Origin of the sequence: Rahnella sp. CFA14(1/10) (genome assembly GCF_004195095.1) — a bacterium.
In the GTDB taxonomy this organism is placed as follows: Bacteria; Pseudomonadota; Gammaproteobacteria; order Enterobacterales; family Enterobacteriaceae; genus Rahnella; species Rahnella perminowiae.
In genome coordinates this window covers 15,456-40,112 of sequence record NZ_SEWS01000002.1, presented here as the reverse complement: position 1 = coordinate 40,112, position 24,657 = coordinate 15,456, and the positions used below count along the sequence as shown (strand labels likewise).

The following is a 24,657-nucleotide window of genomic DNA, read 5'->3' as shown; positions in this document are numbered from 1 at the left end:
CCGCGCATGTTTTTGCGCGGGTTGTAACCCGATGGGAGGGAACCGCGCAGCGGCGGGATTTTGCGGCTATCACTACGCTCACTGAAACAGTGCCAGCGAGCGGAGCGCGCAGTGAAAGAGCCGGGGGGGTCTTGGGGGGCGGCGGCGATAAGCCGCCCCCCAGGTCGGTGTGGGCCGACGCCCACGACCTTGAATTTGAATTTGAATTTGAATTTGAATTTGAATTTGAAATTGAATTTGAAATTAAGCCGGGATTCAAAAAGGCCCCCCTTTTTTTCAAATCTCCATCACTTCCCTCGGTAACCGGCTCATTCTGATTCCGCCTTCCGGCCTCACCACGACCGTCTCGCTGAACGCCAGTCCTGCCGCCGAGGTGTACATATGAAATACCATGTTTTCTTCAAGCCGCCAGTCGGCCGCCGGCGTGAAACAGTGCGAGAAATCACTCGGACGCGGCGTACGAGTGTAAAGTCCGAGCGCATAACCGGTAACATTGCCATATTCTGCACGTAAACCGGCGGCGAGCACGCCGTTGCGTAAAATCGCATCGACATCACTGGCTCTTGCACCTGGCTTCATCGCGGCGATCTGCGCATCCTGCAGGGCAATCAGCTGACGGGCGATATGCTGCCGCTCTGCGCTTACACCGCCAGAAATAAACGGGCGCATCAGGCGGGCACTGTAATGTTTTACCTTCGGGATCAGCTCCACATGCAGAATGTCGCCGTCGCGGATAATGTCCTCGTGCGTCTGCGCATGCAGAAAACCGTTGTCACCGGCGGAACGGACGACAGGCCCCGTTTCGCCGGTATCCGCGCCTTCGGAAAGGAAGACCCCCGCCGCCAGCGAAGCCACATCCCGCACGCGCCAGCCCGCTTTCACCTGCTCTTTCAGCGCCAGAAAGGTGGTATCGGCGATAAACGCCGCCTGCTGAAGACTGTCCAGCTCGTAATGGAATTTCACCTGCCGTATACGATCACTGACACCCGGCATCGGCCGCCAGACAGCATCAGGTAAATATTCGGAAAGCTGCTGCCAGGTATCCACCGTCATGCCATACGAACGGGTATCCGCCCCAAGACGGCAATCGCGATATCCCCGGGCAATAAGACTGTCTGCCACGCATTTCCACGGATCCTGATGGTCAGAGTAAGTGACAACGTCACGAAACCAACTCAACTGACGACAAGGCGCTTCATCAAGCTGGCGTAACACGATCCAGGGCTCACCACTCAGCGGCACCAGACAGGCACGGTACAGCGTTTCCGATACGGTAAAACCCGTCAGCCATGCCAGCAGTTCCCCGCTGTCAACCAGCATCACTTCTGCATCAGCCATGCGCATGGCATCACGCAGGCGGCTCAGTGCCGCCAGATTCACAGGCATCGACATCCGTTTATCCTCTTTCAGGCGTCAACCGGCTGACAAATTTCGAGGATGGCCAGCAGATAAACCCGCACGGTATCGAGGAAATCTTTAATGTGAACCCGCTCGTCCGGCATGGTGTTGAACTTGCCGCCGGGCCCGCATACCACGCCTTCCATGCCCAGCATCTGATAGAAATGCGCGGCGTCAGTGCCATAAAATGCCGGTGGCGTGATAACTCCGGTGGGCTGTTGTTCACCGCGCACCGTCTGATAGGCACGGTTCACCGCTTTAACGATGAGGGACTCCGGTGACACTTCGAATGGCAGCATGGTCGGGCGATGACGTTTACCGTCATCAAACAGTTCCGCCTGCAGGCCGGGGAATTCACCGCACAGGTTATCGAGCAGCGCCTGTAAATCGGCCAGTACGGTATCGACAGTTTGCCCCGGTGCAAAACGCGCAGACCCGCTGAGGCGCACAAAGTCAGCCACCTGCGGCGGACGCCATTCCTCTAAATCACGCCCCAGCGCACCGTGAATGGTGCCGACATGCCCACGGTTAATCTTGCGGTGATCGTCCGTTTCCGCACCGGTAAAGGTGATGTTATTGATTTGCGGGATTAGCCTGATGGCCGCCTGTATGGCATCAACCGCTTCTTCGCGTTTTGAAAGATGGCGCGTGTCGCCGGTCAGTTCGATGGTGAACATCAGCGACCCGGCGTGCATGGTCATCGCCTGCACATCAGTCGGTTCTGAGTTAATAAAATAGTCCGCCCGGATGCCCTGTTCGATGGCCGCAATGGTGCCGATCCCGCCCTGCAACTCGCCGACCACATAAGTCAGGATCACGTCACCTTTGAGTTTCACGCCATTGTCGATCAGCGTTTTCAGCGCGCAAAAATACGCGGCATCACCGGCTTTCATATTGGAAACACCGATGCCATAGATGAATTCATCATCGATTTTTCCTGCCCACGGATCCACCGTCCAGCCTTCGGTCACCGGATTGGTATCGAGATGGCCGTTGAACAACAGGCTATGGCCGCCGCCCTCTCCGCGCAGCGTACCAATGGCGTTCAGACGCTCACCCGGCACCGGTTGCAGCTGCGTCTCAAGCCCGAGCATCTGCATCTGGCTGGCCATGTACTCTGCCAGTCTGCGCTCGCCGTCTGTCTGGCTGTAACTCTTGTGCTGTACCATCCGCGACAGAAAATTCAGGCAATAATCATCGTCAATGGCGGCCAGTAATTGTTGAGAATTCATGTGTAACCCTTTCAGTATCAAAGATGGTCTGTAACGGCCGTTTCGGGCGTATGCACCGCCGCCAGCAACGCCTTCGTATAATCATGACTGGCGTGTTGCACCATGGCGTCGCCCGGCAGCACTTCCAGTAAATCCCCGCGATACATCACCGCCACACGGTGTGCAATCTGGCGGATCAGGTTCAGATCGTGAGTAATAAACAGGTAAGCGGTGCCGTAACGACGGCGCAGTTCCAGCAATAATTCGATGACCGTCGCCTGTACGGAGACATCCAGCGCGGCGGTGATTTCATCGCATATCACCAGTTCGGGTGGGTGCGCAAATGCCCGGGCAATCGCCACACGTTGCTTCTGTCCGCCGGAAAGTTCATGCGGAAAACGCCGGGCGAAGCTGGCTGGAAGACGCACATCTTCCAGCAAACGCGCTACGGCCTGCGCCTCGGTTTCGCCGTCCGGCAAACCGTACAAACGCAACGGACGGGCGATAATCTCGCCGATACGCTGACGCGGATTGAGGGAGGCATCCGGATGCTGGAAAATCATCTGCACACGGCGGCGGTAGTCTTTGTCCATTTCCGCACGGCCAAACAGGTTATACCCCCTGAAATCAACCTTACCGCTGAACGGCACCAGCCCGGTCAGCGCTTTCGCCAGCGACGATTTACCGGAACCGGATTCACCCACCACGCCGACGATTTCCCCGCGATGCACCGTCAGGCTGACATCCGATGCGGCACGGGTTTTGCCGTTTTCACGGCGAAACAGCCGGTCGAGCAAACCGTGACGACCATAATCAATATTGATGTTTTGCAGGCTGAGTAACGGCTGCGCGCAAACCGGCACGGCATCTGTCAGACGGTGAGCGGGATCCGGCACTGCCGCCACCAGCTTTTGCGTGTAAGCATGTTGCGGCGAAAGGAACAGTGTGCGTGCACTGGCCTGTTCAACGATGTGGCCTTTTTCAAGCACACAAACACGGTCTGCCACGGCCGACACCAGTGCCAGATCGTGCGAGATATACAGCGAGGCAACACCGGTTTCTTCACGCAGGCGGGCAAACAGCGCCAGAATTTGTGCCGAACTGATGACATCGAGAGCGGTCGTCGGTTCATCGAAAATCAGACATTGCGGTTCGCAGGCAAACGCCGTGGCGATCAGTACCCGCTGTTTTTCGCCGCCGGAAACCTGATGCGGATAACGCTTCATCATCGCCGCCGGATTTTTCAGCTCGACGTTGCCAAGCAACTCAATGCCCAGCTCCCGTGCCTGTCTGGCATCCAGCCCGCGATGGCGGATCAGCACTTCGGTCACCTGCTCACCCAGTGTCAGCGTCGGGTTCAGCGAGGCGCCCGGATCCTGAAAAATCATGCCGAGTTTGCCGCCACGCAGGTTTTCAAGCTGCGGTTTCGCCATCTGGCATAAATCTTCGCCCGCCAGCAATATACGCCCGCTGCGTTCCCGCGCATTCGTCGCCATATAACGCATTACCGACCAGCCCAGTGTGGTTTTACCCGAACCGGACTCCCCTACCAGCCCGACCACTTCGCCGCGCTGCACACTGAGTGAAATGTCCTGCAAAACCTGTAACGGTTCGGCATGAGGCAGCAGGTAATCGAGGCTGTAATTCTCTATCGCTAATACGGCTTCGCTCATCAGTGGCTCCTTGGGTTAAGCGCATCGCGCAGGCCATCGCCCAGCAGATTAAAACCAACCGCCACCAGCGCGATCGCTACACCTGGTATCAGCATCATCCACGGCGCATTAAAGAAATAAGCGCGGGCTTCTGACACCATCAGCCCCCATTCCGGCTCCGGCGGTTGTGCGCCAAGGCCGAGAAAACTCAGTGTGGCAAACAACATGATGGCGAAGGCCACGCGGATAGTGGCTTCCACGATGATCGGCGCGACAATATTGGGCAACATTTCACGCAAAATGATGTAGTGCGTGGCTTCACCACGGGCAATCGCCGCGCTGATGTAATCCTGCTGACGCGCAGCCAGCGAGACGCTGCGGGCAATGCGCACCATGCCGGGCACAAATGCGATGGTGATCGCCAGTACCGCATTGAAGCTGCTCTGACCGAGGGTGCTGACAATCAGCAGCGCAAACAACAGACTCGGGATCGACATGACCGCGTCCATTGTGCGCATAATGGCTTCGTCGGTTTTGCCGCCCAGATAGGCGCTGGCTGTGCCGATCACGGCACCTATTACCATCGACATCAGTGTCGCCAGCAGTGAAAGCACAATGGTGGCGCGCGCACCGACCATCACACGGCTGAAAATATCGCGCCCGAGCTGATCGGTACCGAACCAGTGTTCTGCTGAAGGTGCTTTGTACCGTGCCAGAATAGAAATAGATTCCGGATCATAAGGCGCGATATGCGCCCCGCCGCACACCATCAGCGCAGCCACCGTTAAGATAAACAACCCGACAGCGCCCTGCGGCGAACGGATTAAATGCTTCATCACATCACGCATAACTGATCCGTTTATCGAGGAAAACATAGGCCAGATCGGCCAGGAAATTAACGACGGAATAGGTCGCGGCAAGGATTAATACCCCGGCCTGAATGGTGGGTAAATCCCGTGCCTGCACGGCCACGATCAGTTCGCGACCAATCCCCGGAATGGCGAAAATTTCTTCCACCACCACGATGCCACCAAGCAGATAACCCACGTCAAGCGCCACAATAGTGATGGTGGGCAGCAGGCCGTTACGCAGCGCGTGACGCCACAAAATCCTGCGGCGCGACAAACCTTTGAGATGTGCGGCGCGGATATAATCGGTCTGCAACACATCGACCATCTCCGAACGCACCATGCGTGAAACATGGGCCACCAGAATCATTGCTACTGTCACCGACGGCAGGATCAGATGACTGATGCCACCCCGGAAATCCTCCGTCAGGGGTACATAACCGGTCGCGGGTAGGATCTGCCAGACATCAGCAAACAGCAGCAACAACAATGTGGCGGTCACGAATTCCGGAAAAGAAATGCCGACATATGACAGTACGCTGACCAGCATATCGGCCAGTTTCCCGCGACGGACCGCCGCCCAGATCCCCAGCGGAATCGCGACCACCAGCATCAGCAACAGTGCACAGACCGCCAGCAGCAGGGAACGCCCGAGCGCGGCCATAATGGTCGGCGCCACCGGCAAACCATTACGCATCGAGACGCCGAAATCACCGTGCAGCACGCCGTGCAGCCAGTGCCAGTATTGCAGCCACGCCGGATCACTGAGTCCGAGACGCGCACGCACGGCAGCCAGCGCTTCCGGCGTGGCGTTCTGCCCCAGCAGGGTTACGGCGGCATCCGCCGGTAACAATTGCGTGATCCCAAACACCAGCAGCGACACCACCAGCAGGGTGTAAATCACCAGCATGAAACGTTTAAACAGATAACTCGCCGTCACTCTCAATGCCCCCTGCTATTTTCGGGTCGGGGCTTTCGCCGTCAGCCACACATGATCAAGACGGAACACCGCACCGCGCGGATGAAGCTGATAACCGGCAACGTAATCCCGCCCTGCCGCCAGCAAATCGAAGAATGCCGGGATCAGCGACGGCACGTCGTCGTGCATCAGCTTCTGTGCCTTGCCGTAAAGTACGGTGCGTTTTGCCGGATCGGCGGTTTCACGCGCCGCTTTTACCGCCGCATCAAATTCAGCGTTATTCCAGCGGGTCTCATTCCACGAGGCCGTTGAGGTGTAAAGCAGCGAGAAGACCGCATCCGGTGTGGGTTGCATGTTGTAGAAGCCAACGTAAAAATTGCCTTTTTTCCATACCTGGTCGAGGTAGGTGCTGTGTGCCATCGTCTGCACCTTAATGCGAAAACCGCCCGGTTTGACCATTTCACGCAGTGCAATCCCGAGCTGGGTGCGGGTGGAGGGTTTATCCGAAGCGATCAGCGTCAGATCAATTCCGTCGGGATACCCGGCATCTTTCAGCAATGCTTTGGCTTTGGCATAATCCGGCGCTTTCAGCGGCTCATTCAGGTAATACGGATAGGCTGTGTTAAGCGGGGTATCGTTGCCTGCCGTGCCGTAGCCTTCGGCGACAAAATCCACGGTAGCCTTGCGATCCACACACAGCGCCAGCGCCTGACGGACGCGCACATCGTTAAACGGTTTGGTGTCACACCCCATGTTCACGTTGAGGAACTGACCGGACGGCACACGCAGCGGCACTATGCCGGAAGATTTTGACAGGCGCGCAAATTCGGTAGAGGCGGCGGAAAGCATCAGATCGGTGTCACCGGCAATCAGCGCGGAGCCTTCAGCGATTGCATCCGGATAAACCACCACTTCAACGCGATCCAGATGCGGACGTGACGGGTCGTAATAATGCGGATTACGCTCAACCACAATCAGGCGTTCAGGGTCAAACGACACCAGTCTGAACGGCCCGGTGCCGATGGCTTCCTTGCTCAGACGTTCAAGCTGGCCGCCCGCAATCGCCGCAGGAATAATCTTCGCATCGGGATAGGCCAGCATCACTGGCAGATCGGCGTAAGGACCGTCGGTGCTAATCACCACAGTGCTGGCATCCGGTGCGGTCACTGTTTTGATCGGACCGATATTGTGCTGGCCGGGAGAGGCATTTTTCGGGTCAAGTATGGCGTTCAGGCTGGCGACGACATCAGCAGACGTACAGGCAGAGCCGTCATGGAAACTGAGATTTTGGCGCAGGATAAAAGTCCACTGCGTCAGATCGTCGCTGGCTGTCCAGGACGCGGCTAAATCCGCTTCAGCTTTCATATCCTGCGTCAGACGGGTCAGGCCGCTGTACAGCAATTCGGCCACCAGATATTCCGGATTGACGCGCGCCTGCTGCGGATTAAGCATGCCTGCCGCCTGGTCCACACTGATGCGCAGTACTCCACCTTTGCGCGGTGAACCGCTGGAACCGGTGGCGCTGGACACGGCAGCGGCAACATTACCCGACCACGGTAACAGTGCCGCGCCGGTGAGAATGGTAGATCCTGCGATAAACTGACGGCGGTTAACGCCTTTCATTGCACACATTATTGAACCCTCTCTGCGGAATTCGAAAAGCCCTGGGTTGGCGAATTTTCTGTGGGAATAAAATCAGAAGCTAAATAAGCAAGAATGGACTGCGATAACGCGACGACGTCCTGCATGGTTGTATATTCATCCGATGCATGGATACGGTTTTCCGGCCGGGCAAGCCCGCCGAGTAATATTTCCTGAATGCCTGCCTGCTGAACCCAACCCATGTCAGAACTGGTGGAAGAACCCCAGACAGCGAAATCGTTTGCGTGGAAACCAAAACCCTGACCGAGTGCTGCAAGCCAGCGCGGCCAGTGGGGTCCGGTTGGATCACTGACCGGGGCCAGATGACCAATCAGGTGATACTCCACTGACAGCGCGGCTGAGTCTTTCATGGCCTGGGTGATGCAGCCGGTGAGTTCTTTAAAGACCCTTTCAAAAGGTTCTTCCGGCGAATAGCGGCGGTTGACCAGCAGTTCAAAGCGCGCGGGAATGGTCGAGCCTTTGCCACCGCCCTGCGCGGCCGCCAGGGTGAGACGGGACGTGAGCGGCCGTCCTTCAAAATGTGGCGGCGCAGGCATGGCTGAGGCACGTTGTTCGACATCGTGTTTCAGCGCATGCAGCGCATTCATCAGCGGCAGGCTTTCTTCAATAGCATTAATGCCACCCACCGGATCGCCGGAATGCGCCGAGCGGCCGGTGATACAAATTTTGAGATCGATACTGCCGAAGCAGCCCCCCCAGATACGCGGCACCGCCCCGCCGTTAAAGCTCAGCATATGACCGGCAAATAATTTCTGCTCTGCCAGATAACGCACACCGGGATACAGCCCGCCTTCCTCATCGGTACACAACAGCAGAACCGGATTAAATTTCAGCACCAGCCCGTGACGTTGCGCAGCGCGAATTGCTGCAAGTGTCGCGACAATCGTGCCTTTCATGTCAGCGGCACCGCGGCCAATCAGTTTGCCCTCCGCCTGGGTAAGCGCCAGCGGCGGGTAATTCCAGCCATCACCGGCAGGCACGGTATCCACATGAAAATAGAGATTACAGGCTTCGGTCGCGCTGCCCGGTAACGTAGCAATCACATTGACCCTCTCACCCTGTGCGCTGCCGTCCGGCGTTTGCCACAGATTTTCCGGCACGCTGACGCGCTGACAGGCAAAGCCCATCGGCTCCAGCAGAGATTCCATCAGGGCGGCAAATGCCGGATAACCGGTGCCCGGGGGGAAGCAGGTATCCACTGCCAGCATCTGGCTGAGATCCTGTAAAATGGCGGTTTCGTCCTGCCGGATGGAGTCCAGCGCAATTTGCAAACTTCCTTCGCACGACATGCTATACTCGCTTCATTCTATTTCTATATAGTTTATAGATAAAGCAGATACCCGTTCAGGTCAATAGGTAATCAGGTATGACACAACAAAATAAAGCAGAGCAGGACGCTTCCCCTTTTGGCCGGTTAAGTGAAAGGGAATCCGCGCCGTTATACGAAGTGGTGAAACGTCACATCAGCGAATCTATTCTGATTGGCGAGCTGCCGCCGGGCACGGTTTTACCGAGTGAAAACGCGCTGGCGGCTGATTTCGGGGTTTCGGTCGGTACGGTGCGCAAAGCGCTGTCGGCGCTGACCACAGAAGGCATGCTGATGCGGCGTCGCAAGACGGGCACCGTGGTCACCGGCTGGGCACCGTTGCACAATCTCAGTTATTTCTTCCAGTATTTCCGCCTGCATGGCCGTGATGGCGCACTGCTGAACTCCGAGACGATTTTGCTCGATCACCAGACCGGCCAGGCCAGTGCCCGTGAGGCTGAAAAGCTGCAAATTGACGACGGCGCACCGGTTATCCGCATCCGTCGTTTACGCCGGGTAAAAGGCATTCCTGCCATGCACGAACGGCTGGTGTTACCGGCAGAACGCCTGCCGGATTTCCCTGCTGCCAGTGATTTGCCTCCGCTGCTGTACCGTTTTCTGCTGGAAAAATACGGTGTCCGCGTGGCGGCAGTGCGCGAGCAGTTGATCGCTGAAATGGCCGATGCAGACGACCTGAAATGGCTGGAGCTTGAAGCGCCACACGCGGTGATGGTGATCGACGAAGTGTCGTTTGATCAAAGTGCCGTGCCGGTGATCATGGCGCACCACCGGTTCAGCACAGATCATTTTATGTATGTGAATGAGATCCGGTAGTTGCAGGGGGCGGCTGCAACGGGGCCGCTTTAAAATCAACTTCAACTTCAAATTCAAGGTCGTGGGCTCGCCGCCCACACTGGCCCAGAGGACGCGTAAGCGCGCGCCCTCTGGACTCCCGCGCTTTTTCACTGCGCGCTTCGCTCGCTGGCTATGTTTCAGGTAGCACAGCGACAGGCTGGAAATCTTGCCGCTGCGCGGTGCCTTCTCTCGGTCTTCGAGCCATAGGTCTCGAAGCCGCTCCGTTCAGCAAGATTTCTGAATCGCCTTTGGCTTTTTTAAAAGACAAAATCAGTGAAGTTGTGCAGTTGAAGCCTGAGGCCGGTTCCAAAAGACCGCCGGACGAGAGGTGGAAAACCGCGCGTGTTTTTGCGCGGGTTGTAACCCGATGGGAGGGAACCGCGCAGCGGCGGGATTTTGCGGCTATCACTACGCTCACTGAAACATAGCCAGCGAGCGGAGCGCGCAGTGAAAGAGCCCGGGGGGTCTTGGGGGGCGGCGGCGATAAGCCGCCCCCCAAGTCGGTGTGGGCCGACGCCCACGACCTTGAATTTGAATTTGAAATTAAAAACTAAACGGGATCGAAAGGCCCCCCTTTCAACTCCCCCACTTTCTGCCTGATCAACTGTCTGAGCCTGATCGCCGCCTGCGATGCTGGCTGGTCCCGCCTGCTCAGCAAAATCACTTCAAACGGCAGCGGTTCCACAACCTCAACAATCTTCAACTGACCGATATACCGCCGGGCGGTAAACGTATCAACCACACCGACACCGCCGCCCGCCAGCACCATGTCGGCGATCACCGAGTAGGTTTTGATATACAACGCAGAGTGTGACATCAGGCCGTTCTCGCGCAGGACGCGGTTGAGCACCTGCCCCAGCGGATCCTGTTGCTGCAACATCAGCAGATCGTTCGCGCACAACCATGCCAGTGATACCGGCCCTTCGACCGGAGAATCCTTAGGCAACAGCGCGACCATATTGGCCTGATAAATAGACTCGGCAATCAGCTCCTGCGTAGCCTGCTCGCCAAACGCCAGCGCAAAATCCATTTTATATTGCAGCAGATCCTGACTCAGCGTATTGAAATGGCCGGTGACCAGTTCAACACTGCCGCCGGGGGTCTGACGACGAAAATCCACTAACACCGGTGCCATCACGCTGTGGCCAAGCGCATGCGCCGAACCGATGCGCACATGCTGGCCTTCGCCCTGACGCAACTGTTCCGCCAGCTCACCGATGGCCTGAATATGGCTGAATAACGCTTCGACTTCCGGCATTAGCCGCCGCCCTTCCGGCGTCACAATCAGCCCCTGCGGTGTGCGGTCAAACAGCGCGAAACCCAGTTGCTGTTCGGCGTGATTCAGCACGCGGCTGACATTCGGTTGCGAGACGTTCAGCAGGCGTGCCGCCCCGCTGACGCTGCCCGCCTGTAACACGGCCTGAAACACTTCAATGTGGCGTAAGCGCATTGCTGCCCTATTTCTGGGTGGTCGCTAAGTATGAGAAAGCACTTAACAGGCTGATAATATTTGCCACCGTCGGGCTGTGATAACCGACAGTAACGGCATCGAGACGCTCGACGCCGGGGATCAGGCCGAACAAATCTGCCAGAACCGGTTTCGCGGCCATCAGTTCGAGATGATACGGGGCACTGAATCTGGCGGCGGTAAGCGGTGCAGGTTTGCTGACGGCGATCGTCGCCTGTTTGCGGATTTTCGCGCAGGCAATCGACGGACTGTCAGATTCCGCAGCATTGGCGGAAATCGCACGTTTGACGCAGACATACTGCGATTCCGGATAATAACGGCGGATCCAGGTTTCAAGATGATCATCGCCGGTCACCAGCCATAAAGGAACGTTCAGTTCCGCACCGGCAGCGGCGTATAAATCGCTTTCACCCACCACGTTGCCGTTGAGTTTGACGCGGTAAAAGGCACGGCCATTGATAGTATGCGCCAGAACGCCGTTTTCGCCTGCGGCGGTGTGATAGCCGACAAACATCAGGCCGTCGTATTGCTGTTGTTGCAGCCCTTCGACCATCGACAATCCGCGTGGTTTGCCCTGTACCAGCCGGGCGCGCGGGTCGATTTTATCGGCGCGCAGATTTTGCATCATCGCATGGCTGTCGGCCACCGTCACTTCCATCGCGCCACCGGCAAACGCGCCATCAATGGCGGCGTTAACTTCACCTTCCATCAGCGCACGGGCGGCGTCGTAATCCGCATGTCCCGGGCTGCACTGTTCAGGACGCATGACACCGGCAATACCTTCAATGTCCGCAGAGATAAACACTTTCATCAGTCGTTCCCTATGTGGTGTAGTTATCAGGCGGAGGGTAAACCCACACCCCAGCCCGGCCTTCCCCCCGAGAGAAGGAAAGGAGTAAAGCTAGTTCGCCAGGTTATCTAATACTTCACTTAACCCCAGACGGTAATGGCCGTCGAATCCGCAGACGGTTTCAGCACTCAGTAAGGCATCAATAATAGCGTGTTCTGTCGCGTCTGCCGCCAGCGCCAGTAAAGATTCCAGTTGCGCATCAGGCAGCGTGACACCGTCACGTTGCGTCGAGAATGCCAGCGCAATATCCCCTGAACCATGCCCCCAGTAACTGCCAAGACGTCCCAGTCCGGCACCGGCGCGTTTGGCGATGCGGCTAAGCTGGCGACTGTCGAGATAGCGGTCGCAGGCCATCACAATGATCACTGAACCGGCATCTGCCTGCGGTGCCAGTTGCGGCTGGATTTGTGCGATGGCTTCTCCGGCGCGTATGCCGTCAAGCGTCAGTTCCGAGAGTTTGCCAAAATTCGCCAGCACCAGAACGCCCAATGTGGCGTTGAGTGCTTCACACCGGCGCGAGGCCGTGCCGATACCGCCTTTTAAGCCGAAACAGCTCATGCCCCGTCCGGCCCCTACGCTGCCACGGGCGAAGGTATTTGCCGCGGTGTCCAGTGCGGCCAGCGCGTCGTCTTCACTGACCGCCATCGCCTGGATATCATTAAGATAGAAATCGTTGCATTCCAGGATAACCGGATTGATGGTGGCATCCGGACGCCCCATTTGCGGAAATTGCTGACAGCTGCGCTTTATCAGCGCGTTAAACAACGTGCCCGTGGCAAACGTATTACTGAGCAAAACCGGCGTTTGCAGCTCACCCAGTTCCATCACCTGAATCAGCCCCATCGGTTTACCGAAACCGTTTAATACCGCCACACCGCAAGGCAGGGGTTTTTCATACAAATTATCGCCAGGCGGCACAATGGCCGTGACGCCGGTCTGCACATCGCCAGCCGCTAAGGTGCTGTGACCGATACTCACACCGGCGACGTCGGTTATGGCATTGGTCGCGCCGCACGGAAATCGCGGGCGGAAAATCTGGCGTGTGGTGCGCCAGCGTTGCAGTAAGGCAGACAGCGCCTGCTGCTGAAATTCGTCTTCACATTCTTGCAGATGCATCAGTTTCCCGTATCAGATATTCATTTCACGATGACTTTTTCAGTTTAGGATCCAGCGTGTCACGCAGCGCATCACCGAGCAGATTGAATGCCAGGACGGTGAGGAATATTGCCAGTCCGGGGAACACGCTGACGTTCCATTTGCCTGCCATCATCATATTACGGCTCATCGCCAGAATATTACCCCACTCCGGTACATCCGGTTCCGGCCCCAGACCGATAAAACTCAGGCTGGCTGCGGTCAGAATACTGGTGCCGATACGCATGGTGAAATAGACGATAACGTTTGAGAGCGTGCCCGGCAGAATATGGCGTAAAATTACCACTCTGTCCGGTGCACCGATGCAGCGAACCGCTTCGACATAGGCACTGTGTTTAATCGATAACGTGGCCGCACGTACGATGCGGGCAAATACCGGCACACTGAAAACGGCGACCGCGATAATCACATTATTCAGCCCCGGCCCCAGAATAGCCACCACGGCAATCGCCAGCAACATACCGGGGAAGGCAAACAGCACGTCGGAGCCGCGCATGATCAGCATATCCAGCCAGCGGCCGTAATATCCGGCCAGCAGCCCGAGTATCACACCGGCAGCCATGCCGAGCGTGACTGAAAAAATACCCACATAAAGGGAGATACGCGCGCCATAAATGATACGGCTGAGGACATCGCGACCTAAATCGTCCGTGCCGAACCAGTGTTGCGGCGTCGGACCGGCGCCGAGCGCCATCCAGTCCGGTGTCATCGGGTCAAAAGGCGCCAGCCAGGGTGCGAACACCGCGACAAATACCAGCAGCAGGATGAATCCCCCCGATATCAGCGCCATCGGATGACGGATAAAGGTATGGAAAAAGTCGTACCACGGTGAACGGATGTTATCGTTCTGCGAGGCCGGCTCAGCCGGTCGGATTTCTCCCGCAGAAGAGACAGGATCGGTCATAATCAGCTCCTAACGCAGACGGATAGCCGGATTGACCACCGCATACAGCATGTCAACCAGCAGGTTTATCACAATAAATTCAAAGACAAACAGCATGACCAGTGCCTGAATCACCGGCTGATCCTGCGTTTTGATGGACTCGATCAGTAACCAGCCCAGCCCCGGCCAGCTGAAGACACTTTCGACGATAATCGAGCCGCCGAGCAGGAAACCAAATTGCAGGCCAAGCATGGTAATAATGGGGATCAGTGCATTGCGCATGATGTGCTTCCACGTCACCAGCCGGGCACGTAACCCTTTGGCATTCGCGGTGCGCACATAATCTTCCTGCGCCACATCAAGAAACGCCGAGCGGGTGAAACGTGCCATGACCGCCGCCACCGACGAACCCAGCGTGATTGCCGGTAAAATGATATCGGCTGGCTGGTTAAATCCGCTGACGGCGAATACCCCGAACGGCATGGCAACAAACTGGATCAGTAACAATCCGAGCCAGAACGGCGGCATGGAAATGCCGCCGACCGCCATGCTCATCAGTGTCCAGTCCTGCCATTTTCCGCGTTTCAGTGCGCAGACAACACCAATCACCAGCCCCAGCACCACCGACCACGCGAAGCCCGCCAGCGCCAGCAGCAGCGTTGGCATAAAACCGCCTTCAATCACACTTAATACCGGCTGACGCGTGCGGTAAGTCATGCCCAGATCACCATGAACCATGCCGTCCAGCCAGTGCCAGTACTGTGCAGGCAGCGGATCGTTCAGACCCAGCAACTGACGCGCTGACTCAACCGCTTCAACCGTTGCATCCTGACCGGCATAAATACGCGCAGGATCGCCCGGCAGCAGTTTGATAAATCCGAAAACCAGTAATGACACCACCAGTAAGACGGGGATCATTTCCAGTATCCGGCGGATAAAGTAGGTCAGCATAAAAATGATTCCCTGAATTCAGTAAACTCCCTCCCCTGCGAAGGGGAGGGTTGGGGTGGGGTATTAACGGCAACTCTGAATCTGAAGTTGCCTGCTAAACCCCCTCCCAGCCTCCCCCTTCGCAGGGGGAGGAGCAAAAAAAATTATTTAAACTGTGCCTGATTAAAAATCAGCGAGCCGTCGGCCAGCATGTAAACACCGGAGAGATCTTTGCTCTTGCCCACCAGGTTGTCAGGCACGCCGAGATAGGCCACCGGTGCATCCGCCCACAACAATTTCTGCGCATCGGCATAAGCCGCTTTACGTTTTTCGACGTCAGCGGTTTGCAGACCGGCGGTGATCGCCGCATCCACTTGTTTGTTGCTGTAATAAGAGACGTTATAGGCCGACGGGATCCAGGATTCGGTGGCGAACAGCGGACGCAGCGCCCAGTCTGCATCGCCGGTCGAGGCTGACCAGGCGCCGTAATACATTTCCACTTTGGCATCTGCCGGTTTCGGCGTGCTCCACAGGCGTTGGGTCAGCGTTCCGGCATCCATCGGCACCAGTTTCACACGCACGCCAATCAGAGAAAGTTGCTGTTTCAGGAATTGCGCGCTGCGGATTCGGTCGGTTTTGTTCGAGCTCCACATTTCAACATCAAAGCCGTTCCCGTAACCGGCTTCTTTCATCAGCGCTTTCGCTTTGGCGATGTTGTAGCTGTAATCCGGCGTGGTTTGTTTCTGATAGAACTGGACATTTTTCGGCAGCGGCGAAGTAGACGGCGAACCCAGACCGGCAAAACCGACTTTCAGCCACAGATTACGGTCGATAGCGTAGTTAATCGCCTGACGGACACGCACATCCGAGAACTCTTTTTTCTGCGTATTGAAGGCGATGTAATACAGATAGATGCCCGGATCTTCGGCAATATCCAGTTTCGGATCGCTTTTCACGGTATCCACCAGATCGGACGGCAACGGATATACCGCGTCCACACCGCCGGATTTCAGTTTCGCCACCTGAGTGGAGTCTTCCGGCGTCGGATATAACGTGACGGCATCCACTTTCGGCCAGCCTTTCTGCCAGTAATTGTCGTATTTCACCAGTTTGACGTCTTTACCCTGCTGCCATTCCACAAACTTAAACGGGCCGGTTCCCACCGGATGTACGCTCAGATCCTGTTCATTCGGGTATTGTTTTAATGACGCCGGGCTGTGCATCACCGCAGACGGGTGCGCCAGGGTGTTAATCATGGCTCCAAAAGGTTTGTTCAGCGTAATTTTCACCTGATACGGGCTGAGCACTTCAACAGATTTAATCATGCTGAACAAGGAGTTGCGCTTGAGATGATTGGCAGGATTTGCCAGACGATCAAGGTTAATTTTTACCGCATCCGCATTGAACGGCGTGCCGTCCTGGAACGTCACGTCATGGCGCAGATTAAGGGTAAATTCGGTGGCATCACTGTTGCTGGTGTAATCCGTTGCCAGCACCGGCACAACAGCCATTTTGCTGTCGAACTGGAACAGACGCTCAAAAATGCCGCTCTGAATGGAATAGCTCAGCGTATCTGTGGTGTCGTGCGGGTCAAAACCGGTGACGTCAGCGTACATGGAAATACGCAGATCTTTGGCCTGAACCGACGCGGCAAAACAAAGCGCCAGTCCGGCGGCAAGCAGGCTTTTGCGCACTAAAGTCGGATGCATGGTGTTCTCCTGTGTGTCCCAAAAAAAAGAAGAGTGAGTTATCCCTGTGCGACCCAGTGATGTTCACTGACGCGGGAATATTGACGTTTTTCTATCTGTACACCCGCCGGATGCACCGGCGATTTCACTTCCTCATCATCAAAATTGCGTAAAGCACGTTGTGTCGGATCCGCCACCGGTACCGAACTGAGCAGACGCCGGGTATAAGGATGTTGAGGATTACTAAACACTGCGTCACGCGGGCCAATTTCAACAATCTGTCCGCTGTACATCACCGCCACCCGGTTAGCGATCCTTTCCACTACCGCCATGTCATGCGAAATAAACAACCAGGCAACGCCGGTCTCACGCTGAAGATCCATCATCAGATTGACGACCTGCGCCTGAACTGACACATCCAGCGCCGACACGGCCTCGTCGGCAATAATTACCTGTGGTTGTAATGCCATGGCGCGTGCGATCGCGATGCGCTGACGTTGGCCGCCGGAAAATTCATGCGGGTAACGCCGCGCATGGGAAGGTTCAAGACCGACACTTTTCAGCAACTGACTGACCACAGGGGTGGCATCGGCCAGGGACTTTTTCAGGCCATGCAGTAATAAAGGTTCAGCAATGGAAAACCCGACGGTCAGGCGCGGATTAAGTGACGCGTACGGGTCCTGAAACACCATCTGGATCTGGCGGCGCACCGCCTGAAACGGGGTGTCACGCATCAGGGTAATTTCTTTGCCTTCAAGATGAATGCTTTCAGATTCGCTGCCGACCAGCCGTAAAATTGCGCGACCGGTGGTGGATTTGCCGCACCCGCTCTCGCCCACCAGTGCCAGCGTTTCGCCCGGCCAGAGGGAGAAGTCGATTTGTTCTACTGCGTGCACTTCCTGGGTCACGCGTGACAATACGCCGGAACGGATCGGGTAGCAGACACGCAGCCCGCGTACATCCAGCAAAGGGGGGGCCGTGTAATTTGCTGTTTTTTGATCCCCGTCATCGGCTGGAATGTGAGGGAGATCACCTGCAACCGATTGCTTTTCTGGCGAAATAGCTGGACCCGTTTTGTCTCCTGAAAGCGGGAAGCGCCGCGGCCATTTCAACCCCTGCATGTCACCTAATTTCGGTACGGCGGCCAGTAAGGCGCGGGTATAGGGATGTTGCGCGTTGGCGAAAATCTCCGTCACGCTGCCCTGCTCTACCACTTTGCCCTGGTACATCACCACCACGCGATCGGCGATTTCCGCCACCACACCCATATCGTGGGTGATAAACAGAACTGACATGTCAGTGCCCTGTTGCAGATCGCGCAAAATTTGCAGGATACGCGCCTGCACCGTGACATCCAGCGCCGTCGTAGGTTCATCGGCAATCAGCAGCGCCGGGTCGCAGGCCAGCGCCTGCGCAATCATCACACGCTGACGCATGCCGCCGGAAAGTTCATGCGGATAACATTTAAGGATACGTTCAACGTCAGGAATGCGAACCTGTTTGAGCAACTCGCGGGCTTTGTTCAGCGCCGTGGTTTTATTCGCCAGGCCGTGATCCAGCAGCCCTTCGGTGAGCTGATCGCCCACGCGCAGCACAGGATTAAGCGAGGTCATCGGCTCCTGAAAAATCATCGACATTTCCTGCCCGCGCAGTTTACGGCGCGAGGATGCCGGCAATGACGTCAGCGTATGGCACACACCGTTGCGGCCCAAAAACGCAATACTTCCCGCATCGACATGTGCAGAATCCGGCAGCAACCCCATCACGCTCAGTGAAGTGACGGACTTGCCGGATCCGCTTTCGCCGACCACGGCCACCACTTCACCTTTATTAACTGAGAAGGAAACGCCTTTCAGCGCCTGCGTTTTGCCTTGCCGGCCGGAGAATGTCACCGACAAATCGTTAATCTGCAAAATGGGCACTGTCATCAATAAACGCCTCCTTTATAGGCCGAACTGTTAAAGCCAGACTTCACCGTTTTCATAGCGCAATGCCGGTTCGGCGTCCTGCGCCAGCCAGATCGGGCCATCAAGATCGACCCGTTCCGCCTGCACCGCCACCGGCAGCGCCGCCTCCATCGCCAGGGATGAACCGAGCATACAACCAACCATAATGCGCAAACCGAACTGCCGCGCCACCTCGGTCATGGCCAGGGCTTCCGTCAGGCCACCGCATTTATCGAGCTTGATATTGATCATCTCGTAACGGTCACGCAGCCCTTCGATATCCCCGCGTTCATGACAGCTTTCGTCGGCGCAGACAGGAACAGGATGCAAACAACGCACCAGATCGTTGTCATTACCGGCAGGCAGCGGTTGTTCGATCATCGCCACGTTCAATTCGTACAGCGCCTGAAACAGGCTGCCGAGATCCAGACCCGACCAGGCTTCGTTAGCGTCCACCACCAGCGTAGCCTGTGGTGCAGCGGCACGGATGGCCGCCACTTTCTCGATAATCTGCTCGCGGTCGAGTTTGATTTTCAGCAGTTGCGCGCCACCGGCGACGGCCACAGCGGCGGCATTTGCCATGTTTTCCAGCAGATCCAGACTCAGGGTTTCGGCGGTAATCACCGAAACAGGCTTAGGCATATCAAGCAGTTGCCACAGGTCTTTGCCCTGTTTTGCCGCATCGAGACGCCACATTGCACAATCGAGGGCATTGCGCGCCGAACCAGCCGGTAACGCCTGTTGCAGCGCTTCGCGACTCAGCCCCTGTTCAACTTGCGGGCGGATAAGCTCCAGTTGCCCGCACACACTTTGCGGGGATTCCTGATAATGCGCGGTCGGTGTACATTCCCCGACTGCGGTAAATTCACCCTCGGTCAGAGAAACGCGCACCACCGTGACAGCGGTACGCGTGCCACGGGAAATCGCAAAGGGTTTTGCCAGCGGCAGTTCAACGGCCTGGAAAGTCATCTGAATCATTACGCGTTTTCCTTGATCCATTGCGCGATGTTTTTGATCCCGAAACGCACCGGATCGGTAGCCGGTACGCCGAACTCTTCGCTGATTTCCGCCAGCGCAATTTTGGCTTCTTCTTCGCTGACAGAGGACGTATTAAGCGAGAAACCGGCGAGTCTGACATCTGGGCTGGTGAGGCTGGCAGCCGCCAGATTGGTATCGAGGCACTGGCGCAATGTCGGCATAAACTGATGCGGGAGATGGCGCATATGCGGGCGACCCAGTTCATGGCACATCACCAGTAAATGCGCCTGCGCGCCGTGGATCAGGCCCATGCTGACACCGGCAAAAGACGGGTGATACAGCGAACCCTGCCCTTCAATGATGTCCCAGTGGTCATCATCATTAGCCGGGGAAAGCGCTTCGACAGCACCGGAAATAAAGTCAGCAATCACGGCATCAATCGCGATACCGGCACCCGCCACCAGCACGCCGGTCTGGCCCGTCGCGCGAAAATCAGCCTTTAAATCCAGCTCGCGCATGGCAGCCTCCAGCGCCAGCGAGGTGTACATCTTGCCGACCGAGCAGTCAGTGCCGACCGTCAGAATACGTTTACCGCTGCGTTTCTTACCGGTGCCGGTATCCAGCGCCGGTTGCATGTGGCGCACATCGAACAGTTGCACATTATTTTCTGCGGCCAGCGCGACCAGCTCAGGAATGTCATTCAGCCCCTGATGCAGGCCATTCGCCACATTCAAACCGGCAGTGATCGCCGCTTTGATGGAATCAATCCAGTGCGCAGGCAGTTTGCCGCCGGAGTTTGCCGTACCCAGCACCATAGTTTTCGCACCCTGCAATTTTGCCGTGGCGATATCCAGATCCGGCAAGCCTAATGACACGGAATCTGTCGCCAGACGGATTTGCCCGATGCAGGCTTCCGGGCGCCAGACCTGAATACCGCGCGCCGTTTTTGCCGCCAGCGGATCCATCACATCACCAAGGAATAAAAGATACGGCTTTGGAATTTGCTGCATGTCAGTTTCTCCGGGAACATTTTTTTAATGAGGATTAAATCGGACTGCAGAGAATATTCCACGGGAGAAACCGGCTGACGAATACTTGTTTAGCGTTAGGGTATAACGTGAGGCTATAGCTTTAGCTATATGAATTTATTGTGGTTATTTGACAAGGGAAATCAGCGATGACGAGGAGGAATGACGTGAAATGACAGGCATAAAAAAAGGCAGAGCCAATGAACTCTGCCTTTGCGATTACCTTTTTCAGACACAGAATGGGGTAATAATGTAATCCACTAACTTAGAAGCGGTAAGTCAGTGCAACAGCCACGATGTCGTCAGAGCTTACGCCCAGTTTATTGTTGTCATCGATCTGATTGATCATGTAGTCAACGTAGGTATACATGTTTTTGTTGAAGTAGTAAGTCGCACCGATTTCGAAGTATTTGACCAGGTCAGCATCGCCAACGCCTTCAACATCTTTCGCTTTAGACTGCACGTAACCGATTGACGGACGCAGACCATTTTCGAACTGGTACTGTGCAACTAACTCATAACCCTGAGTTTTGTTAGCGTAACCACCCTTGATCGGTGCCAGATTGCGGGTTTCGTTATACATTGCAGAGAGATAAATCTGGTTTGCGTCATATTTCAGCGCAGTTGCCCATGCAGAAGCTTTATCACCCGCACCGATTGCGGAGCTGGTTTGTGCATTAGTACGGTCAGAAGAAGAACCCGCAATAACTGCACCGATACCAGAACCTGCGATATCTTCATAATCGATGGATGCACCGTAACCGTCGCCGTTGCCTTTAGACGCTGAACGACCGTCGTTTTCGTTTTTACCCTGATATTGCAGTGCAATGTTCAGGCCGGTAACCAGACCGAAGAAGTCCTGGTTACGGTAAGTGGCCAGGCCATTTGAACGACCTACCATGAAGTTGTCATTGTTAGCCGTATCACCACCAAACTCAGGCAACATATCGGTGAAGCCCAGTGCGTCGTAAACCACACCGTAGTTACGGCCGTAATCAATAGAACCGAAATCTTTAATTTTCAGGCCAGCAAAGCCCAGACGCGTTTTAGTCCCTTCGGTACCGCCGTGGCTGCTCGTAGTCCCATCTGAATTCAGGGTAGTTGAGGTACTTTCAGTATGGTTAGCCTGAATATTGTATTCCCACTGGCCATAACCGGTCAGTGTGTCGTTAATTTGAGTTTCGCCTTTAAAGCCCAGACGCGCATACGTCATGTCGCCATCAGAACTGGTGTCATCGGAGAAATAATGCTTAGCGGTTACACGACCGTAAAGGTCCAGTTTGTTACCGTCTTTATTATAAATCTCTGCTGCATTTGCGGTAGATCCCACTGCAATTAAAGAGACCGCTAAGGCCAACACACTGCGCTTCATCATTATTTAAGTTTCCTTGATTTTTTTATAAAGGAGTTCTCATGCCCGCTTTCTTTTATATGTCTGGAATATCGGGCTGTGAGTATTTGTACATGTTTTTAAATACGTCTGTCTGTAAAACGATTTGAACCTTAACACTGAGCACGAAAAGTTAAAATGGAAAAGTTCGCTTCGGTAAGTCTTTTTTGGGTAAAGAGTTGTAACACAATGTTTCAATAACAACTCACTAACTCCCTGATTATATGCGGTTTTCGCATAACAAATTGCACCAAAATGGTGCCATGCATTTTTATGGTGCAACCGGGTGTAGGTTTTGTAAAGTTGTTGCAAGCCAGATCACCTTTATCAAAAGGTTTTTTTCTGTTAACAATCGTTAATGAATTATGAGGGGAGTTTGATACGTTGCATTTAAATAGTGCATAGCAGGATAATCATTTCATCAGTAAGTTCATTATCACAATAATAGAAAAAGCAGCCATAAGATTTTTGTACCAGGCATTTTTTTGCCATTTAGGATTTTTAATAAAGTCATTGTGCAAAAATAATCCAAATTTAAGATAATAATAATTACCTGCGTGATTGAATTGAACAAAACGTAATTTTTTTATTTGCCCGAATTGAGCTTTTTTTATTCAAAGCGGGCTTTTAATAAAAAGGGGCATTAAAAGAAAGATCATATCTAAAAAGAGATCGGGGAATTTCGGAGAAAATTTTACTCCCTCTCCTTCGCAGGAGAAGGAGTAAAAGACTAACGGAACTGTGCGGCGTGAAGTTGTGCGTAACGCCCCTGACGGGCCAGCAGTGATTCATGTGTGCCCTGCTCAACAATGCCTTCTTTATCGACCACAATAATGCGGTCCGCATTCTGAATTGTCGCCAGACGGTGGGCAATCACCAGGGTGGTCCGGCCCTCAGAAAGCTCCGCCAGCGACTGCTGAATAGCCTGCTCCGTCGCAGTATCCAGCGCTGACGTGGCTTCGTCGAGGATCAGAATTGGCGGGTTTTTGAGGAAGATACGCGCAATCGAAAGGCGCTGTTTCTGGCCACCGGAGAGCTTCACCCCCCGCTCACCAATTACCGTGTCCATTCCCAGCGGCAATGCGTCAATCACATCATCAAGCCGTGCGCGGCTGGCCGCCAGGCGGATTTCTGCTTCGCTGGCATCGAGCTTACCGTAAGCAATGTTTTCACGGATCGTTCCGCCAAACAGGAAAACATCCTGCTGCACAATGCCAATATTGTGACGTAGCGAGCGCTGGGTCATGTCGCGGATATCGATGCCATCGATGGTGATACTGCCGCTGTCCAGCTCATAGAAACGGGGCAACAGCGAACATAACGTGGTTTTTCCCGCGCCGGAAGGCCCGACGAACGCCAGCGTTTCTCCGGCATTAATCGTCAGCGTAATGCCGTTGAGAATTTTACTGACGGGGGTGTAGCCGAACACTACGTTGTCATAATGAATATCGCCCCGTAACTGGCTGACTGCCTGCGCGCCCGGCCGGTCAGTGATATCCGGCGAGGTATCGATAAGCTGCGTAAAGCGTTTAAACCCGGCGATCCCTTTCGGATAGCTTTCCAGTACTGAGCTGATTTTCGCCACCGGGCGGAAGAACACTTCCACCAGCAGCAGAAAACCCACGAACCCGCCGTAGGTCAGCTGGTCGTTAATCACATACCAGGTACCTGCGACCATCACAATCAGCTGAACCAGACGCGTGCTCAGATAACTGAGCGTCAGGCTGGCGGTCATGATCTGATAGGCTTTCAGCTTAGTAGTGCGGTAATTAGCATTATCAGAAGCAAACAGCTTTTGCTCATGTTCTTCGTTGGCGAATGCTTTTACCACGCGGATACCGCCGATACTTTCTTCTATACGTGCGTTGAAATTACCGACCTGCCCGAACAAACGCCGCCAGGTTTCAGTCATCTGAGCACCATAGCGGCTGACCATCCAGGTCATCGCCGGCACGATAATGATGGTCATCAGCGCCAGCTGTAAATGGACCGTTGCCATCAGAATGAATGCGCCGATAAAAGTCATTACCGCGATAAATACATCCTCCGGCCCGTGATGCGCGACCTCGCCCACTTCTTCCAAATCTTTGGTGACGTGGGTGATGATATGGCCGGTTTTTGTATTGTCGTAATAACGGAAAGACAGTTTCTGTAAATGGCTGAATGCCTCGCGCCGCATGTCGGTTTCAATACCAACACCCAACGCATGCCCCCAGTAATTGACGATAGCCATCAGTGCCGTATTGAAAAGGTAAATCAACAACAGACCGACCGTCGCGCCGATGATCAGCACCCAGTCGTGCGCAGGCAGTAATTTATCGATGAAAGTTTTAATCGCCATCGGAAAGCCCAGTTCCAGCAATCCGGCGAGGATCGCGCACCCGAAGTCGAGGAAGAACAGCTTTTTATAGGGTGCGTAATAAGAGAAGAAACGGCGGAGCATCAGACATCCTTATAAGATAGCCAGAAAGCGAAGCCGTTAGTCTAGAT

General features: G+C 55.1%; 19 protein-coding genes. 1 reads left to right on the top strand and 18 read right to left on the bottom strand.

All coding sequences use genetic code 11. The features are described from left to right. Positions 1-276: 276 nt before the first annotated feature. Genes EVX52_RS03905 through EVX52_RS03875 form a run of 7 tightly spaced genes read right to left on the bottom strand, consistent with a single transcriptional unit; the run spans position 277 to position 8,979 of the window. Positions 277-1,392, bottom strand: a complete 1,116-nt coding sequence (locus EVX52_RS03905) for a Xaa-Pro peptidase family protein (protein WP_129990632.1) — start codon at positions 1,390-1,392, stop codon at positions 277-279. A gap of 14 nt (positions 1,393-1,406) precedes the next feature. Further along, entirely contained in the window at positions 1,407-2,630 is a 1,224-nt protein-coding gene (locus tag EVX52_RS03900) for a M20 family metallopeptidase (RefSeq protein ID WP_129990631.1), read from the bottom strand. A gap of 17 nt (positions 2,631-2,647) precedes the next feature. Continuing rightward, entirely contained in the window at positions 2,648-4,282 is a 1,635-nt protein-coding gene (locus EVX52_RS03895; RefSeq protein WP_129990630.1) for an ABC transporter ATP-binding protein, read from the bottom strand. Further along, on the bottom strand, positions 4,282-5,109 hold the full coding sequence (locus tag EVX52_RS03890; RefSeq protein ID WP_129951437.1) for an ABC transporter permease: 828 nt from the start codon (positions 5,107-5,109) through the stop codon (positions 4,282-4,284). The genes EVX52_RS03895 and EVX52_RS03890 overlap by 1 nt, the downstream gene beginning before the upstream one ends. After that, positions 5,102-6,049 (bottom strand): ABC transporter permease, encoded by a 948-nt coding sequence (locus EVX52_RS03885; protein ID WP_129951438.1) that lies wholly within the window; start codon positions 6,047-6,049, stop codon positions 5,102-5,104. Before EVX52_RS03885 ends, EVX52_RS03890 begins: the two co-directional genes overlap by 8 nt. 15 nt (positions 6,050-6,064) lie before the next feature. After that, positions 6,065-7,660 carry an ABC transporter substrate-binding protein gene (locus EVX52_RS03880; RefSeq protein WP_129990629.1) on the bottom strand — a complete coding sequence of 532 codons (1,596 nt, stop codon included), beginning with the start codon at positions 7,658-7,660 and terminating at the stop codon, positions 6,065-6,067. Next, entirely contained in the window at positions 7,660-8,979 is a 1,320-nt protein-coding gene (locus EVX52_RS03875; RefSeq protein WP_129990628.1) for a M20 family metallopeptidase, read from the bottom strand. Before EVX52_RS03875 ends, EVX52_RS03880 begins: the two co-directional genes overlap by 1 nt. Positions 8,980-9,056: 77 nt before the next feature. Here EVX52_RS03875 and EVX52_RS03870 point away from each other — a divergent pair, with 77 nt between their 5' ends. After that, the gene (locus tag EVX52_RS03870) at positions 9,057-9,830 is read left to right on the top strand and encodes a GntR family transcriptional regulator (RefSeq protein ID WP_129990627.1); all 774 of its coding nucleotides are present in this window, start codon (positions 9,057-9,059) and stop codon (positions 9,828-9,830) included. Positions 9,831-10,401: 571 nt separating this feature from the next. Here the strand turns inward: EVX52_RS03870 and EVX52_RS03865 are convergent. The 11 genes from EVX52_RS03865 to EVX52_RS03815 form a co-directional block, all read right to left on the bottom strand. Continuing rightward, positions 10,402-11,301, bottom strand: coding sequence for a LysR family transcriptional regulator (locus EVX52_RS03865; RefSeq protein ID WP_129951442.1), 900 nt, complete (start codon positions 11,299-11,301; stop codon positions 10,402-10,404). A 7-nt stretch (positions 11,302-11,308) separates the two neighbouring features. Continuing rightward, positions 11,309-12,130 (bottom strand): M55 family metallopeptidase, encoded by an 822-nt coding sequence (locus EVX52_RS03860; protein WP_129951443.1) that lies wholly within the window; start codon positions 12,128-12,130, stop codon positions 11,309-11,311. Between the two features lie 90 nt (positions 12,131-12,220). Next, a complete protein-coding gene (locus EVX52_RS03855) occupies positions 12,221-13,285 on the bottom strand; it encodes a P1 family peptidase (RefSeq protein WP_129990626.1) in 1,065 nt (354 codons plus the stop codon). A 25-nt stretch (positions 13,286-13,310) separates the two neighbouring features. Beyond that, positions 13,311-14,228 (bottom strand): ABC transporter permease subunit, encoded by a 918-nt coding sequence (locus EVX52_RS03850; RefSeq protein WP_129951445.1) that lies wholly within the window; start codon positions 14,226-14,228, stop codon positions 13,311-13,313. A 9-nt stretch (positions 14,229-14,237) separates the two neighbouring features. Next, the gene (locus tag EVX52_RS03845; protein WP_129990625.1) at positions 14,238-15,158 is read right to left on the bottom strand and encodes an ABC transporter permease subunit; all 921 of its coding nucleotides are present in this window, start codon (positions 15,156-15,158) and stop codon (positions 14,238-14,240) included. Positions 15,159-15,301: 143 nt separating this feature from the next. After that, positions 15,302-16,846, bottom strand: a complete 1,545-nt coding sequence (locus EVX52_RS03840) for a glutathione ABC transporter substrate-binding protein (protein WP_129951447.1) — start codon at positions 16,844-16,846, stop codon at positions 15,302-15,304. A gap of 38 nt (positions 16,847-16,884) precedes the next feature. Then, a complete protein-coding gene (locus EVX52_RS03835) occupies positions 16,885-18,753 on the bottom strand; it encodes an ABC transporter ATP-binding protein (protein ID WP_129990624.1) in 1,869 nt (622 codons plus the stop codon). Between the two features lie 30 nt (positions 18,754-18,783). Then, positions 18,784-19,749, bottom strand: coding sequence for an N-acetyl-D-Glu racemase DgcA (dgcA, locus tag EVX52_RS03830; RefSeq protein ID WP_129951449.1), 966 nt, complete (start codon positions 19,747-19,749; stop codon positions 18,784-18,786). Next, entirely contained in the window at positions 19,749-20,759 is a 1,011-nt protein-coding gene (dgcN, locus tag EVX52_RS03825) for an N-acetyltransferase DgcN (RefSeq protein ID WP_129951450.1), read from the bottom strand. The genes dgcA and dgcN overlap by 1 nt, the downstream gene beginning before the upstream one ends. A gap of 283 nt (positions 20,760-21,042) precedes the next feature. Beyond that, positions 21,043-22,152 carry a porin gene (locus tag EVX52_RS03820; protein ID WP_129951451.1) on the bottom strand — a complete coding sequence of 370 codons (1,110 nt, stop codon included), beginning with the start codon at positions 22,150-22,152 and terminating at the stop codon, positions 21,043-21,045. A gap of 745 nt (positions 22,153-22,897) precedes the next feature. Next, positions 22,898-24,610, bottom strand: a complete 1,713-nt coding sequence (locus EVX52_RS03815; RefSeq protein ID WP_129951452.1) for an ABC transporter ATP-binding protein — start codon at positions 24,608-24,610, stop codon at positions 22,898-22,900. Positions 24,611-24,657 lie beyond the last annotated feature (47 nt).